Source organism: Citricoccus sp. GCM10030269 (genome assembly GCF_042665635.1).
In the GTDB taxonomy this organism is placed as follows: domain Bacteria; phylum Actinomycetota; class Actinomycetes; order Actinomycetales; family Micrococcaceae; genus Citricoccus.
On sequence record NZ_JBHTCV010000001.1, the window covers coordinates 512749 to 527484 of the forward strand.

The 14736-nt window shown below is 69.7% G+C and carries 11 protein-coding genes; 4 read left to right on the plus strand and 7 right to left on the minus strand.

Going from position 1 to position 14736, the window contains the following annotated elements; all coding sequences use genetic code 11:
- Positions 1-9: 9 nt before the first annotated feature.
- Both ACFQQD_RS02490 and ACFQQD_RS02495 read right to left on the minus strand, forming a co-directional pair.
- On the minus strand, positions 10-1101 hold the full coding sequence (locus ACFQQD_RS02490; RefSeq protein WP_378085847.1) for a polyprenyl synthetase family protein: 1092 nt from the start codon (positions 1099-1101) through the stop codon (positions 10-12).
- Between the two features lie 9 nt (positions 1102-1110).
- Positions 1111-2451 (minus strand): geranylgeranyl reductase family protein, encoded by a 1341-nt coding sequence (locus ACFQQD_RS02495; RefSeq protein ID WP_378085849.1) that lies wholly within the window; start codon positions 2449-2451, stop codon positions 1111-1113.
- A gap of 68 nt (positions 2452-2519) precedes the next feature.
- Here ACFQQD_RS02495 and ACFQQD_RS02500 point away from each other — a divergent pair, with 68 nt between their 5' ends.
- The 3 genes from ACFQQD_RS02500 to ACFQQD_RS02510 all read left to right on the plus strand — a co-directional run bounded on the left by ACFQQD_RS02500 (position 2520) and on the right by ACFQQD_RS02510 (position 6098).
- On the plus strand, positions 2520-3872 hold the full coding sequence (locus tag ACFQQD_RS02500) for an isochorismate synthase MenF (protein WP_378085851.1): 1353 nt from the start codon (positions 2520-2522) through the stop codon (positions 3870-3872).
- 107 nt (positions 3873-3979) lie between these two features.
- Positions 3980-5323 (plus strand): TrkH family potassium uptake protein, encoded by a 1344-nt coding sequence (locus ACFQQD_RS02505; protein ID WP_378085853.1) that lies wholly within the window; start codon positions 3980-3982, stop codon positions 5321-5323.
- On the plus strand, positions 5316-6098 hold the full coding sequence (locus ACFQQD_RS02510) for a potassium channel family protein (protein ID WP_378085856.1): 783 nt from the start codon (positions 5316-5318) through the stop codon (positions 6096-6098). Before ACFQQD_RS02505 ends, ACFQQD_RS02510 begins: the two co-directional genes overlap by 8 nt.
- A 16-nt stretch (positions 6099-6114) precedes the next feature.
- Here ACFQQD_RS02510 and menD read toward each other — a convergent pair whose 3' ends face one another.
- The 4 genes from menD to ACFQQD_RS02530 form a co-directional block, all read right to left on the minus strand.
- Complete coding sequence (gene menD, locus ACFQQD_RS02515) at positions 6115-8067, minus strand: 2-succinyl-5-enolpyruvyl-6-hydroxy-3-cyclohexene-1-carboxylate synthase (protein WP_378085859.1); 1953 nt, start codon at positions 8065-8067, stop codon at positions 6115-6117.
- A 108-nt stretch (positions 8068-8175) separates the two neighbouring features.
- Positions 8176-10284 carry a PhoX family protein gene (locus ACFQQD_RS02520; RefSeq protein WP_378085861.1) on the minus strand — a complete coding sequence of 703 codons (2109 nt, stop codon included), beginning with the start codon at positions 10282-10284 and terminating at the stop codon, positions 8176-8178.
- Between the two features lie 116 nt (positions 10285-10400).
- Entirely contained in the window at positions 10401-11516 is a 1116-nt protein-coding gene (locus ACFQQD_RS02525; protein ID WP_378085863.1) for an o-succinylbenzoate synthase, read from the minus strand.
- A 133-nt stretch (positions 11517-11649) separates the two neighbouring features.
- Entirely contained in the window at positions 11650-12252 is a 603-nt protein-coding gene (locus ACFQQD_RS02530) for a hypothetical protein (RefSeq protein WP_378085865.1), read from the minus strand.
- A 162-nt stretch (positions 12253-12414) separates the two neighbouring features.
- Here ACFQQD_RS02530 and ACFQQD_RS02535 point away from each other — a divergent pair, with 162 nt between their 5' ends.
- Positions 12415-13335 (plus strand): phosphatase PAP2 family protein, encoded by a 921-nt coding sequence (locus ACFQQD_RS02535; protein WP_378085867.1) that lies wholly within the window; start codon positions 12415-12417, stop codon positions 13333-13335.
- Here the strand turns inward: ACFQQD_RS02535 and ACFQQD_RS02540 are convergent.
- On the minus strand, positions 13332-14651 hold the full coding sequence (locus tag ACFQQD_RS02540) for an MFS transporter (RefSeq protein WP_378085869.1): 1320 nt from the start codon (positions 14649-14651) through the stop codon (positions 13332-13334). The two genes, ACFQQD_RS02535 and ACFQQD_RS02540, sit on opposite strands and share 4 nt — an antisense overlap.
- Between the last annotated feature and the right edge of the window lie 85 nt (positions 14652-14736).

Sequence of the window (14736 nt, forward strand, 5' to 3'; positions counted from 1 at the left end):
GCTAGCCGGCTATGACTCCCGGTCGACGACGTAGCGCGCGAACGCGACCAAGGCATCCTTCACAGGAGACGGGGGCAACGGCGCCAGCGCGTCCACGGCATCCTGCGACCACCGCCGAGTGATGGACCAGGCCCGGTCGATCACCGGATGTGCGGCGACGGCGGCGACCGCTGACGCCAACTGCTCGTCGGTGTCCAGGGGTCCGTCGACCAGTTCCAAGGCGGCCCGGGCGGCCGGATCGTGCTCGGCCTCCTGCCGCAACAGCAGCACCGGCAGCGTCGGCACCCGCTCCTTGAGATCGGTGCCCGGCGTCTTGCCGGAGGCCTGAGAGGAACTGGTGAGATCGATGACGTCGTCGGCGAGCTGGAAGGCCATGCCCACCTTCTCCCCGTAGTCCTCCAGGGTCTGGACCGTGGCCTCGTCGCCGTCCCCGAAGTGCGCGCCCAGGCGGCCCGCGGCGGCGATGAGCGAACCGGTCTTGCCGCCGATCACGCGCAGGTAGTGCTCCAGGTGATCGTCGCTCTCCTCGGGTCCGACGGTCTCCCACAGCTGGCCCATCACCAGTCGCTCAAAGGTCCGCGCCTGGATGGCGACGGCCTCCGGACCGAGGGAGGCCATCAGCAGTGAGGCGCGGGCGAAGATCAGGTCACCGGCCAGGATGGCGATGGAGTTGCCCCACACCCGGTGGGCTGCCGGAGTGCCCCGGCGCACCGGGGCCTCGTCCATGACGTCGTCGTGGTACAGCGTGGCCAGATGAGTCAGTTCCATCACGACGGCGGCCGTGCGCACCTCGTCGTCGACCTCGCCGACGTGGCCGGTACTGACTCCGGGGTCCCCGAGCATCGAGGACAGGATGGTCAACAGCGGACGGATCCGCTTGCCACCGGCCTCCAAGAGGTGCCGAGAGGTGTGGTCGGCCAGCTGATCCGCATTCGCGACGGCCTCGGAGAGTTCTCGCTCCACCAGGTCCAGCGCCCGGGCCACGACCTCCACCAGCTCACCGTGCTCGGCGAGGACCTCGAACCCGGCGGGCAGGGACAGCTGAGGCGCTGTGGCGTCGGCAGCGTGGTCAGCGGGGACTGCGGGCTCGGGGGAAGTCACCGGGCCAGCCTAGCCAACCTTGGCTCGGCGCGGAGCATCTGCACCGAGCGTGGTCGCCGCCGGGACGGCAGACTCCAACAGTCGGACCGTGCGGTCCACGGCGGAGGTTCCCTGCTCGTCGACGAGGTTCGCCATGACCTGGACCACCGTGCGCAACAGCGGCCGCACGCGCATGCCGGTGGCCAGCGCGGCCTTCAGCACGGCCGGATGCCCGATCAGGTCGGCGAAGCGCGCCCCGAGCGCGAAGTGAGAGCCCCATTTCTCCTGAGTGAGTACCGGGTAGCGGGCGAGCTCGTGCTCCCGGCCGGCCGCCGTCGGGCGTTTCAGGGCGGTGACGGCGACGTCTGCCGCGAGGCGCGCTGCCTCCATGGCGAAGGAGATGCCCTCGCCGTTGAACGGTGAGACCATCCCGGCGGCGTCGCCGATCAGCAGCATGCCGGGCACATGCTGCGGGGTGCGGTTGAAGCCCATGGGCAGGGCGGCGCCGAGGATCCTGGAGGTGCGGGTGTCCTCCGACAGTCCCCACGTCTCGGTGAGCGCGCCGGACCAGTCGCGCAGGATCGACCGATAGTCCAGGGAACCGAATTGCGGGGAGGAATCCAGGATGCCGAGCCCGACGTTGACCGTGCCGTCGCTCAGCGGGAACAGCCAGCCGTAGCCCGGCAGCAGGTTCCCCTGAGCGTCGGGCAGCTGCAGCCACGACTCCATCCAGTCGTCGCCGTGACGCGCCGCGTGCTCGGGCACGGAGTAGTACGCCCGAACCGCGACGCCCAACGGGCGGTCCTCACGCCGGGACAGTCCGGCGGAGACGGCGCTGCGGGTGGAGTTGCCGTCGGCGGCCAGCACGATCGGCGCGTGGAACTCGCGGGTGGCCCCGGTCTTGCGTCCGCGCTCGTCCAGCAGCTCGGCTCGCAGTCCCGTGACGGTTCCGTCCTCGGCGCGCAGCACTGTGGAGACGGAGTGGCGTTCCAGGATGGTGGCGCCGGCGGATCGGGCGTGGTCGGCGAGGATCTCGTCGAAGTCCTGGCGGGTTCGCACCAGGGCGTAGTCCGGCCACGTGTCGGTGCTCGGCCACCGCACCTCGACGGCCCGGCCCTCCGCCACGAGCCGCAAGCCCTTGATGCGCCGCCAACCGTCCTCGGCTGGATGCGGAAGTCCCAGCAGGTTCATCTCGCGCACGGCTTGCGGTGTCAGCCCGTCCCCGCAGACCTTCTCCCGGGGGTAGGCGGTCTTCTCCAGGACCACGACCTCGACGCCGGCGTTGGCCAGGTGCCACGCGGCCGTCGCCCCGGCGGGGCCGCCTCCCGCGATGAGGACCTGCGTCCGAAGGGGTTGCTCTGCTGATTCCACCCGGCCATTCTCCCAGAGCTTCTCCCTGAAGCATCGCCCTCTGCTCGCGGCGGTAGGCTGGTCTGGTCATGAAGAACCCTGCATCCGGCACGCTGGCACCGCGGCTGGCGTCCATCACCTGCACCCGCCCGCTGCCCGGGGGTTCGTCCTTGGCGGATCTGCTGGTTTCCGGGCGCGAGTGCGCGTGGATCCGGCTCGGCGAGGGGCTCGTCGGCCTCGGCACGGCCGCCCGCTTCACCACCACCGGCCCGGCCCGCTTCGATGAGGCCCGCCAGTGGTGGTCCGGCGCGACGGCCGCCGCCACCGGCAATCCCGTCGCCTTCGCCGCCTTCGCCTTCGACGACGACAGCCGAGTGGACTCCGTGCTGCGGGTGCCGGAGATCGTCCTGGGCACCACCGACGGCGAGTCCTGGCTGCAGTGGCACGTGGATCTGGACTCCCCCGCCTACGCCGACCGGGTGGCCGCCGGCTGGTGGCCCGACGAGTCGGGGGCCGAGGAACGTCTCGCCGAGCTGTTGACGGAGGCCGACCTGGCCGGCGAGGAGACCGCCGCGGCGCAGGCCGGCGACCCCACCCTCACCGAAGGGGCGATGACGAGCGACGGGTTCCGGGCCGCCGTCGTGCGTGGGGTGGAGGCGATCACCGCGGGGGAACTGACCAAGCTGGTGCTCGCCCGCGATGCCGTGGTGAGCACTCCGGGGCCCGTGGACGTGCCGCAACTGCTGCGTGAACTCGCGGTGCGGTACCGGGACTGCTGGACCTACGCGGTGGACGGGCTGGTCGGGTCGACCCCCGAGATGCTCGTCAAGGTCGATGGCGGCCGGGCCCGGGCACGAGTGCTGGCCGGCACCCTCGACCGGGCCGGCGCCCCGCAGGGTCATGGCGGCACCTCCTACGCGACGCATCTCTTGTTCGAAGACGAGAAACAGCGCCATGAGCACCAGCTGGCCATCGACTCCCTGACGGAACGGCTGGAACCGTTCACCAGTGAGCTCAACGCCCATGCCGAGCCCTTTGTGCTGGAGCTGCCCAACGTGTGGCATCTGGCCTCGGACGTGACGGCGGAGCTGGCCGCCACGAACGGTCACGCCACGAGTGCCCTGGACCTGGTGCAGGCGCTCCACCCGACGGCCGCCGTCTGCGGAACACCGCGAGACGAGGCGGCCCAGCTGATTCGCGCACTCGAGTCGGTCGAACACGGTGTGGACCGCGGGCTGTACGCCGGACCGGTCGGCTGGCTGGATGCCGCCGGCAACGGAGAGTTCGGTATCGCCCTGCGCGGGGCCGTGGTGGAGGACGAGCACACACTGCGGCTCTACGCCGGCTGCGGGATCGTCTCCGCGTCCGATCCGGAGGCCGAACTCGCCGAGACCAACGCGAAAATGCGTCCCATGCTGCAGGCCCTCGGGTTGCGCGCGTAGCGTCTCCGGCCCCCGATGTCCCGGCTGGCAGCCAGGGATCGACGTGAGACGCACATCACCAAACGTGGACTATTCCCGCGTCACGGGGAGGAGTACTTTGATCTCTCGTGACCTTGCACGCCCTCCGTCGACCCCATCTCTCACCGGTGCGACTGATCATCTTGATGTTCGTCGTCGCCATCGTGGTCGGCACCGGATTGCTGATGCTTCCGATCTCCTACCAGGGTCAGGCGCCGCGTCTTCTGGAGGCCGGATTCACCGCGACGAGCGCCATCACCGTGACCGGACTGATCGTGGTGGACACCCCCGAGTTCTGGACCCTCTTCGGTCAGGTGGTCATCCTCATCCTGATCAAGATGGGCGGGCTGGGAGTGATGACCTTCGCCACGGTGCTGGGCATGCTGATCTCCCACCGGATGGGACTGACCCGGCGGCTGGAGACGGCGGCCGAATCACGCACCGAGGGCATCGGCGACCTGCGTCGCGTGTTGCTGGCCATCTTCACCATCTCGTCCACGATTGAGCTTTCCGCCGCTGTGGTGTTGTTCCTGCGCTATTGGCTCGGGCACGGCGTCGACGCCGGGCTGGCAGCGTGGTACGGGCTCTTCCACGCCGTTTCGGCCTTCAACAACGCCGGTTTCGCCCTGCATTCGGACAGCCTGATGGGCTACGTGGGCGACCCGTACATCAGCCTCACCGTGGTGGTGTGCATCGTGCTCGGCGGCATCGGCTTCCCCGTGCTCGTGCAATTGCTCAAGTTCTGGCGCATCCCGCACCGGTGGAACATGAACACCCGGCTGATGATGCTGGGCACCGTTCTGCTGGTGAGCGCCGGCACCGCCATGTATCTCCTGCTGGAGTGGAGCAATCCCAGGACCTTGGGCTCGCTCGATGTCCCCTCCCGCATCCTGGCCGCCTTCTTTCAGTCGGTGACCACGCGCACCGCCGGTTTCAACACTCTGGACTTCGGTCAGATGGATCCCATCACCCTGATGGGCACCGACGTGCTGATGTTCATCGGCGGTGGCCCCGGTGGAACGGCCGGCGGCCTGAAAGTGACCACGTTCGGCGTGCTGTTCTTCATCATGCTGACCGAGCTGCGTGGAGAGAACGCCGTCAACGTCCTGGGCCGGCGATTGGCACGGTCGGCTCAGCGCGAGGCCACCACCGTGGTGCTGCTCTCCGTCGCAGCGGTGACCCTCGGCACGGCCGGGCTGATGGCCCTGAGCGAAGCCACCACGGACCAACTGCTCTTCGAAGCCGTCTCCGCCTTCGCCACCGTGGGACTGTCCACCGGTGTCATGGCTGACCTGCCGGACGCCGGACAGGCCATTCTCATGGTGTTGATGTTCCTCGGCCGACTGGGCCCGGCCACCGTGGCCGGCGCCCTAGCCCTGCGTCAACGCAAGATCCTCTACGAACTACCGAAGGAAAGGCCGCTCCTTGGCTGACACATCCATCCCCCAGCCCTGCCAACCCACCCACCCTGAACGGCCACCGGAATCCCGACGCCGGAGCCGTCACCGCGGGCTGGGCTCGCTGACCAAGCCGTTCGGAGACTCAGCCTCCGGCCGGCAGGCCGGACAGAACGTCGTCGTGCTCGGACTCGGCCGCTTCGGCACCGGGCTGGCCCTGGAGCTCATGGAGTCCGGCTGCGAGGTGCTCGGCGTCGACGTCCGCGAGGACACGGTGCAGTCCCTCAACGGCCTGCTGACCCACGTGGTGCGGGCGGACACGACCTCCGAGGAGGCCATGCGCCAGCTCTCGGTCCACGAGGCCGACCGGGTGGTGGTGTCCATCGGCGGCACCCTCGAGGCGTCGATCCTGACCACCTCCCTGATGATCCGGTTCGGGATCGAGAACATCTGGGCGAAGGCCAACAACGAATCGCATGAGACGATCCTGCGTCAACTCGGGGTCCGGCACGTGGTGCATCCCGAGCGGGACATGGGCCGCCGTCTGGCCCACCTGGTCCGGGTCTCCATGGAGGACTATGTGGAGGTCGAGCCCGGATTCGTCATCGTGCGCACCGGGGTTCCCCGCGACTACGTGGGCCAGGAGCTCAGGACCACGCTGTTCCGCGAGAAGCTGGGCGTCTCCGTGGTCGCCGTCAAGGACCAGGGCCGCTGGCTCTACCCGGACCGCCACTATGTGCTGCAGGCGGACGACACGCTGCTGGTGGCCGGGCCGACACGCAAGGCGGAGGCCTTCGCCGAAAAGCGATGAGTCTGAGCGAGGCTGCTCAGAACGTGGCCCGGACGGCGTCCTCCACCAACTGCCGAACCTCGGGGCGCGCCTCTCGATCCGCCCGCAGTTCCAGCACTCGCCGTCCGTGGCCGGGGCTGCCGAGCGCGGACAGCAGGCCGTCCTCGCTCTCCACGGGAGCCCAGTCCAGGCCGTAGGCCGCACAGATCGACTGCACGTCCACGTCCTGCGGGGTGCCGAAGAAGCGCTCCACCACCGGCGCCATGCCCTCGCGCCGGGCCACCAGCCCGTGCTCGAGCCCGGCGAAAATCGCCCCGCCGCCGTCGTTGACCACCACGATGTCCAGGTCCGGTTCCCGCTCCCCCGGGCCGATGAGCAGGCCGCCGACGTCGTGCAGCAGCGTCAGGTCTCCGCACAGCAATACCGTCCGCCGGCCCGTGGACAGGGCGATGCCGGCGGCCGTGGAGACGGTTCCGTCGATGCCGGACAGGCCGCGATTGGCATAGACGATCGACTGCGGAACCGTGGGCGGACGCCAGGACAGGTCGACGTCGCGGATCACGGAGGACGAGCCCAGGACCAGAGGCCCTCGCACCGTGCTGGCCACCAGCTGACTCGTGCGCAGGGCCCCGGGCCGGCCGACCGCGTCATGCCGGGTGGCCAGAGCCTCATCCACCGCCGTCTGCGCCCGGTTGCCGGCCTGCTGCCACGCGCCCAGCCACCCCGCGGGTCCGTGACCGGCGACGACGGCCAGCTCCTCCAGGTCCTCGACCGGCCGTTCGCGCCGGGTCCCCGGCACGAACCAGGCCACCGGCTCGGGCTGGTGGAACGCCGTCTGCAGGTCCTCACGGGCCAGCAGCCCACTGATCTGACGGGTCAGCGTCGGCCGTCCGAAGAGGATGACCTGCTCGATCTGCGCTGCCAAGGGGTGCGAGTCCTCGCCCAGTCCCCCGGCTGAACCGATGAGCCAGGGATAAGCGCCCACCGCGTTGTGGCCGAAGCGGGCATTGGAGCTCGGTTCGGCCAGCAGGGGCAGCCCCAGGGCGGCGGCGAACGCGGCCGGCAAGGGGCCGGAACCATGGCCGGCCACCACCACCGTCCGGGTCTCCGGGAGCCCGGAGACATCCAACGCGAGGCGCTCGGTCAACTGCAGCGGATCAATCGGGGCCACCCTCACCGGGCTGGCGGGACCGGTGACCAGTTCCTCCGCCGCGGGGGCGACCCATGCGTCTTTGCCGGTGCTGACGTCGTCTTCATTCGGGATCAGCGGGTCCCTGAACCGCAGATTCAGGTGGATCGGCCCCGGCGCGGACTCCCGGATCGTGACGCCCGGAACGGCGGCGAAGCCTTCCACGTCCTCCGTGTTGAAGCCGCTGGCGGCCAGCAGCGCACGTCCCACCACGGAACGGAGGTGGTCGCGGTGCTTCTGCAGCGCGGTGGCCCGTGGATCGGCGTCGGGACCGGACACCTCAGCTGCCTCAGCGGCCAGCCAGTCCGGAATCTCCTCCGGGTCGCCGTCGGGGATGACCGTGCCGCTGACAGTCTCGGCGAAGCGCACATGGAGGGGGAAGATCCCGTCCTGGTCCGTCGTCTGGTTGACCCCGGTGCCCTGGAGCTCCTCCGGGCGGTCGGCGGTGAGCGCCACCAACTGCACCGCCGAGTGGTCGGCCTCCATCAGCGCCGGCAAGAGGTTGCCCACGGCGGTTCCGGACGTGGTCACGACCCCGACTGGCCGGCCCGAGGCCGCGGCCAGGCCCAACGCGGTGTAGGCGGCGGAGCGCTCGTCGATGCGGACGTGGAGACGGACGTGGCCGGCCCGTTCCGCCTCGGCCAAGGCATAGACCATGGGGGCGGACCGGGAGCCGGGGGCGACGACGGCCTCACGCATTCCCCCTCCGATCAGGGCCGCGGCCACCGTCCGGGCGACCTGCAGGGAATCCAGAGCGAGCATCGGAGGCCGCGGACGGGAGTGGTGCCGGAAGTTCTCCATAGTGCTCATCCTAGAGAGCGGGGCTGATCGGAAGGTTAACGACCACACCCCCGGGCCGAGGAGTTCGGTCCGGGGGTGTGGTGTTCAGGCGTGGTGTTCGGGTGCGGCTCAGTTGTTCTTGTTCTTATTCCGGCCCTTGTTGTTGCTCTGGCCTCGGCCGTTGTTCACGCTCGTGGAGAAGACCTGCACCACGGCCGGACGGGGGACGGCGACCTGGTCACCCTTCAGCGGGCCGTCCGGGACGAAGTCCGGGAAGTACGAGGTGTGGGCTCCCCAGTCACCGCCCTCACCGGGGTGCTGCACGGCCACGAACACGGAGTTATCGCGATCGTGAATCACCGGGCCGCAGGTCTCGGCATCGGCGGGCACGGCCAGGAACTGCTCCACGCGACCGCGCTGGGGCCCCTCGAGGGTCACCTTGTGCAGTGCGTCCGAGTAGCCGATCTTGCCGGGCTGGCCGTCCGTGGAGATCCACAGGTTTCCCTCGGAATCGAAGGCCACGTTGTCCGGGCAGGAGATCGGGGAGACCTGGTCCGCCGGGAACCCGGAGAAGTAGACCGAATCCGACTGGGTCGGGTCGCCGGCCAGCAACAGGATGTTCCAGTTGAAGCGTTCCGAGGTGTGGTCGCCGCGGCGCTCGATCATCTCGATGACGTGCCCGTCCCGGTTGCCCCCGTCGGCCTTGGCCACCGGGTTCGCCTCGTCCACATAGTCGGCCTTGCGGCCGGAGTTGTTGGTCAGCGCCAGGTAGATCTTGCCGGTGACCGGATTGGTCTCCATGTCCTCCGGACGGTCCATCTTGGTGGCGCCGACCTTGTCCCCGGCGAGGCGGGTGTTGACCAGCACCTCCTCCACGGTCATGCCCTCGACGAGCGACTTGTCATTCTTGACCAGCGGGATCCAGCGGCCCCAGCCGTCGAAGTCGCCGTCGGAGGGCACAGCACCGGTGCCGTCGATCTCCGACTCCGGGGAGTTGCCGTAGTACTTGGCCACATAGAGGGTGCCCTCGGAGAGCAGGGTCATGTTGTGCTTCTTGTCGCCCTCGCGGTACTTCTTGCGGGAGACGAACTTGTACACGTAGTCGTCGGCCTGGTCGTCACCCGAGTAGACCACCGCGTAACCGTCTCGGGAGATGATGGCGGTGCCGGACTCGTGCTTGAAGCGGCCCAGGGCGGTGTGCTTGACCGGCGTGGACTCGGGGTTCTCCGGGTCGATCTCCACGATCCAGCCGAAGCGGTTCGCCTCGTTGGCGTAGCCCTCGTTGTTCAGGTTGAACCGGGGGTGCACGGTCTCCCAGCGACGTTGGGTCGGGCCGGGCGAGATGCCCAGACGGCGCTCCTCGTCGGAGCCGGTGCCGACGAAGTACTGGTTGAAGTTCTCTTCCCCGGAGAGCACCGTGCCCCACGGGGTGGTGCCGCCGGCGCAGTTGTTGAACGTGCCGACGACCTTGGTGCCGGTGGTGTCGTCCTTGGTCTTCAGCAGGTCGGTGCCTGCGGCCGGGCCGTCCACGGTGAAGGTCGTGAAGCCGGTGATGCGGCGGTTGCGAGCCCCGCCCACCACGTACTCCCACTTCTGGCCCGTGCCACCGCGCTTGAGGTCCACGATGGACAGTCCGTGGGCCGCGATCGCCGCGTTGACGACGTCCTCGGGGTTGGACTTGATGTACTCCGGGGGGAACATGATGTTCTCGTTGGTGTACTCGTGGTTGTTCACCAGGTAACCGGTGCGGTCGCTGCCGCCGTCGGAGATCACGTTGAGGTAGTCGCTGTTGTACCCGAACTGCAGGGACTGCGACTCCTGGGTCTGGTTCTCGACGTCGAACTCCGGGGAGTTCTCGAACAGCGGGTCGCCCCAGCGGATGATCGGGGCCCAGTCGTAGCCGGCCGGGACCGTGACGTCGTCCACGGTGCGCAGGACCGGGTCGATGGCGTCGAAGGGCAGCTTGCCGCCGCCCGAGGGGACGTTGCCGTTGTCCGCCACGGCCGCGGGGGTCTCGCTGAGGGCGGTGCCGCCCACCACGACGGCCGCTGCGAGGCCGCCACCCAGTCCGAGGGCCGCACGCCGGGAGATGGCGGCGTTGGCGATGTCCCGGAAGTGCGTGTTGTCCGAGGTGTTCGGCACCGGATGCGCACAGTCGTCGCCGCACTTCAGTGCGCAGGTGATCGGCAAACGGTTACCGCGAGTGTGTCCGGCCATGGGCAGGTGGCGCTTCAGCATGGGGATATTCCTCCGAGATGGTTTGGCTTACGCACTCCACAGAGTGGACCCGGCAGGACGCCGTTCGGTCACTGCCCGGTGACATCCCGGTGAACACTGGATGAGGGGTATTTAGGTCATGTGGACGGACCGAAATTAGGTTCCGCCAGCGCCTGGTATGCGGCCGCCAACCGTTCGCGCCACCAGACCTGGCGGTCCTCAGGGGCCCGCAACCGCGCCACGGCCGCCCCCGCTGGAACGGGACGATCCTGCGAGACGAGGTGACCGGCGTCGGGAATCCATGGCGGATCCACCACGTCCTCGGCGAACAGCGCCACGGTGCCGAGCCCGCACGCATGGGGCAGTCGGGACAGCGCGGCGGCGAGCGCCACTCCCCCGGCGATGCCGACCGACGTCTCGAGCGCGGAGGACACGACGGCGTCCAGGCCGGTCGCCTCGACGATCGCCCGGGCGCGGCGCACCCCACCGAGAGGCTGGACCTTGATCACCACCAGATCAGCGGCCCCGGCCCGGGCGACGGCCAGCGGGTCTGTCTCCTTGCGCACGGATTCGTCAGCCGCCAGCTTGAGGGGCACCCCGGCCCGGTGCAGCGCTTCGCGGAGGCGGGCGAGTCCCTCGATCCCGGCCACGGGCTGTTCGGCGTACTCCAGCCCGACGTCGGAGAGTCGGCTCAGCGCGTCCATGGCCGTGGCGTGGTCCCAGCCTTGGTTGGCGTCGATGCGCACGGCGGCGTCCGGTCGCAGACGGCGCACCTCGGCCACGCGTGCCAGGTCCTCGTCCAGGTGCTGCCCGGCCTCGGCCACCTTCACCTTGACGGCGGGAACGGGACCGAAGGAGTCCAGTACCCGCCGGACGTCGGCCACGGGGACCGCCGGCACGGTCGCGTTCACGGGTATGGCCTCCCGAACCGGGGCCGGCCACCCCAGCCAGCCGGCCTCGATGGCGGCGGCCAGCCACCGAGAACTCTCCTCCGGACCGTACTCGGGGAAGGGCGAGAACTCCGCCCAGCCCTGAGGCCCGCGCAGGAGCATGGCCTCACGCACGGTGGTGCCGCGGAAGCGGGTGTGCATCGGCTGCGCCACGACGACGGCGCCCTCCAGGAGCTCCTCCAGGCTGGGCAGCGCGTCCCCCGGCGACCAGAGGGGCGGGACGCCGTCAGGAGGGGGTGTTGAAGGCGGGGATGTTGAGGAAGGGGGTGTTGAAGGTGGGGGTGGGGGTGTGCGCGGGGCCATCGCGCCATCTTACGGAGCCGGACAAGCTGACCCTCACATCAGGTGTCGGATCCGGCCCCAGTGTGGAGCGAAATTACTGGGTGGAATCCGACAACTGATGACTGGGGTGGGAGTGCCTCGAGGGTGAAGCGCCTCAGACGGCGTGGTAATAGCCGAACTTGCGGGCCACGGTGGCCGCCCGGCCGTGGTCGCCCAGGACTTCCTCCAGGGCGCGGACCACGGACTCGGTCGTTTCCTGGCGCATCGACCAGTCCTCGGTGAAGGGATCGTCCCAGCTGGCCCACGCGCGGCCGGTGGCCACCAGGGCGAGCGTCATCTCCTCCAGTGAGGCGAAGGTCGGCTCGGGGTCGTCGAGGCGGTCCTCCCAACCGTCATCGCCGGGCGCGGTGAGGACCTTGCCGGTCAACCCGTCGAGGATGAACGGATCGGCGCCCTGCTTGGCGACCACGGTCCACTCATCGTTCCAGTCGACCAGGTGAGCGCCGCTGCGGCGGTTCCAGCGATAGCCGGCCTGTTCGTCCCAGAGTCGTTCCAGGGGGAAGAACAGGAACGGCAGCCCCGCCGTGTCGATCTCGATCCATTCCGGTCCGATCTCACGGTAGAAACGGGCCAGTTCGGGGGCCAGCGGCGAGTCCCCGGCCCACTCGATGGGCTCCTGGCGGCTGACCGGACCGAAGACGGACAGGGCCTGGCGAACGGCAGCATGCTCGGGAGCGGTCCCCGCACTGTGTGGCATGGGGCCAGAGTAGACCCGCATTCTCGGTCCCGGTCCAGCGCTGACCGACGTCCGTGTGACGGTTCGGCGAAGAGTTGTTGACGTTCCGGTGACGAACCACACAGGACACACCTCGCCGACGGCTTACGGATTCCTCCCAGAAGCATCGACCACCATGGACCTATGTCCTTCCACGGTTCTGAGGCGGTCTCCGCGCGCCGGCCGGCCCGGTCCACCTGGGCCTGGGTCCTGGCCATGGTGCTCGCGGCGGCACTGTTGGTGGCGGCGTACCGGGTCTTCGTGACCACGTCGACCGGCCAGCTGGCGGAGTTCGTCACGTTCGACGCAGCCGGTGACCGACTCGGTGGGCTGCACGGCACCACCCTGACCGTGCTTCAGCGGCTGCCGCAGATCGTGGGGGTGGCCGGCGTCGGGACGTTCTTGGTGTTGACCGTGTGGCGGCGGCGATGGTTCGCCTCGCTACTGGCGGCGCTGGCGTTCGGCGCCGCCAATCTGACGACCCAGGTCCTGAAGAACTGGGTGCTGGTGCGGCCCGATTTCGACAACGGCGTGCCGTACTACACGGGAAACTCACTGCCCTCGGGGCATACGACCTTTGCCGCCTCCGCCGCCGTGGCGGCGTTCCTGATGGTCGCACCCCGCTGGCGGCCACTGACCGCCACGGTCGGCGCCGTGTTCGCCACGGCCGTCGGAGCGGGAACGTTCGTGGAGACCTGGCATCGCCCGGCGGACATGGTCGCCGCCTATCTCGTCGCCGCGTTCTGGGGGCTCGCGGCCGGCTACGTCATCCTCCGGACCGGCGCCGACTGGAACACTCGCGGTCGCCGAACGGCCCGGCATCCGCACCCGGCGGGACATCCGGGCTGGGATCTGGTGCTCTGGCTGGGCGGGGCGGCCCTGGTCTTGGCCGCGTGGTGGAGCTTCGGTGCGGCCGGCGGCACGTCGGCGCTGGTCGCCTCACCCGATTCCGGCTCCAGTTCCGACGCGCACTTCCTCATGGGACTGCTGCTGTCCACCGGTCCGGGGCTACTCGTCTTCGGCGCCCTGGCGAGCTTCTTCCGCTGGCAGGCCGGTCGGCGCTAACCCGTCTTCGGACCGCGGGCCAGTTCCGCCACCGAGCCCCGGCCCGGCGGCAGCGACCGGACGAAGATCAGTGCCCCCACCGCGGCGACGGCGGCCACCGCCCAGATCCCGACGGCGAGACCCGCCAGCCCGGTCACGGCCGAGAGCACCACCGGTCCGGCCAGCATCCCGGTGTCCGAGAGCAGTCGCCACAACGCCAGGAACTGCGGACGGCCCACGTCGGGCGAGTAGTCGGCGCCCAAGGTCATGACGATGCCGGAGCCGAAACCGTTGCCCAGGCCCACCACCAGGGCCACCGCGGCGAACCACCACGGGGTCCCGGTCGCCGGGATCAGGGCGAGCCCCAGGCTCAGGCTCATCATGCAGCACACCGCCACCACGCGGCGACCGCGGCGGTCCATGAGGAAACCGGAGGGGTAGAACATCACCAGATCTGCGAACCCGGACACGCCGTAGATCACCGAGGCTGTGGCCGGGGACAGTCCGAGTTCCGTGGCCCACAGGGGGATCACGGCGGAGCGGCACGCCCGGGTCGCGGCCAGGCAGAGCACACCCACTCCCGCCGTCAGCAGAACCCGGTGGTGCCGCCGGGCCAGCCACCGCATGGTGGCGGAGCGGTCCGGGGAGCCCGGTGCCGGCGTCGGGCGGGGGTGATCGTGGCCGGGGGTGGCTCCGGGCGTGCTCGGCGTTGCACCAGGCAAGGGCAGGTCACGGATGGTGAAGCTCAATCCCGCGGCCAGCGCCATGGCCAGGGTCGCGGCCACGAAGGCACCCTCCAGTCCCATGAGCGCTTGGAGGCCCGCGCCGATGAACGGGCCGATGAACAGCCCGATGCGGATGGTCCCGCCCAGCGTGGACATGGCCCGGGCGCGATGGGTGACCGGCACGGCGACGGCGAGGTAGGACTGCCGCGCCAGGTTGAACCCGGCTCCGGCCATGCCCACGACGACCAATCCGGCCAGGAGCACGCCGAGCGCGGCGCCGTCCGGTATCGGCAACCATCCGGTGACTGACGCCAGGGACACCAGCGCCCCGAACGCCCCCGTCCACGCGGAGACGATGATGGTGGTGCGCTCCCCGGCTCTCGAGGCCAGCTGCGCGGCGGGGGCGTTGGCCGCCAACGAGCCGAGGCCCACCAGCGTCACCGAGGCGGCCGCCAGCGCCACCGAGGCCCCGAACGCCGTGGCGGCCGGGGCCATCGCTGGGGTCAGCGCGCCCAGGCCAACGGAATACACGGTGGACGGGGCGTAGATTTGAAACGCCTGTTCCAGCGGACCGCCGCGGAACGAACGACGGCGGCCAGCGGGATCGGGCATCGGTGGCGTGGAGTTCTCCTGAGAGTTCGACAGTCCCTACGGCGTCATAGGTTCTGTGCAGAATCGGGGTGCAGGCGGTGCTGTG

Bases quoted from the DNA above. Each gene is read 5' to 3' on its own strand.
- ACFQQD_RS02535 (WP_378085867.1), top strand. From the start codon at position 12,415: ATGTCCTTCCACGGTTCTGAGGCGGTCTCCGCGCGCCGGCCGGCCCGG.
- ACFQQD_RS02540 (WP_378085869.1), bottom strand. From the start codon at position 14,651: ATGCCCGATCCCGCTGGCCGCCGTCGTTCGTTCCGCGGCGGTCCGCTG.
- menD (WP_378085859.1), bottom strand. From the start codon at position 8,067: ATGGAGAACTTCCGGCACCACTCCCGTCCGCGGCCTCCGATGCTCGCT.
- ACFQQD_RS02520 (WP_378085861.1), bottom strand. From the start codon at position 10,284: ATGCTGAAGCGCCACCTGCCCATGGCCGGACACACTCGCGGTAACCGT.
- ACFQQD_RS02500 (WP_378085851.1), top strand. From the start codon at position 2,520: ATGAAGAACCCTGCATCCGGCACGCTGGCACCGCGGCTGGCGTCCATC.
- ACFQQD_RS02530 (WP_378085865.1), bottom strand. From the start codon at position 12,252: ATGCCACACAGTGCGGGGACCGCTCCCGAGCATGCTGCCGTTCGCCAG.
- ACFQQD_RS02525 (WP_378085863.1), bottom strand. From the start codon at position 11,516: ATGGCCCCGCGCACACCCCCACCCCCACCTTCAACACCCCCTTCCTCA.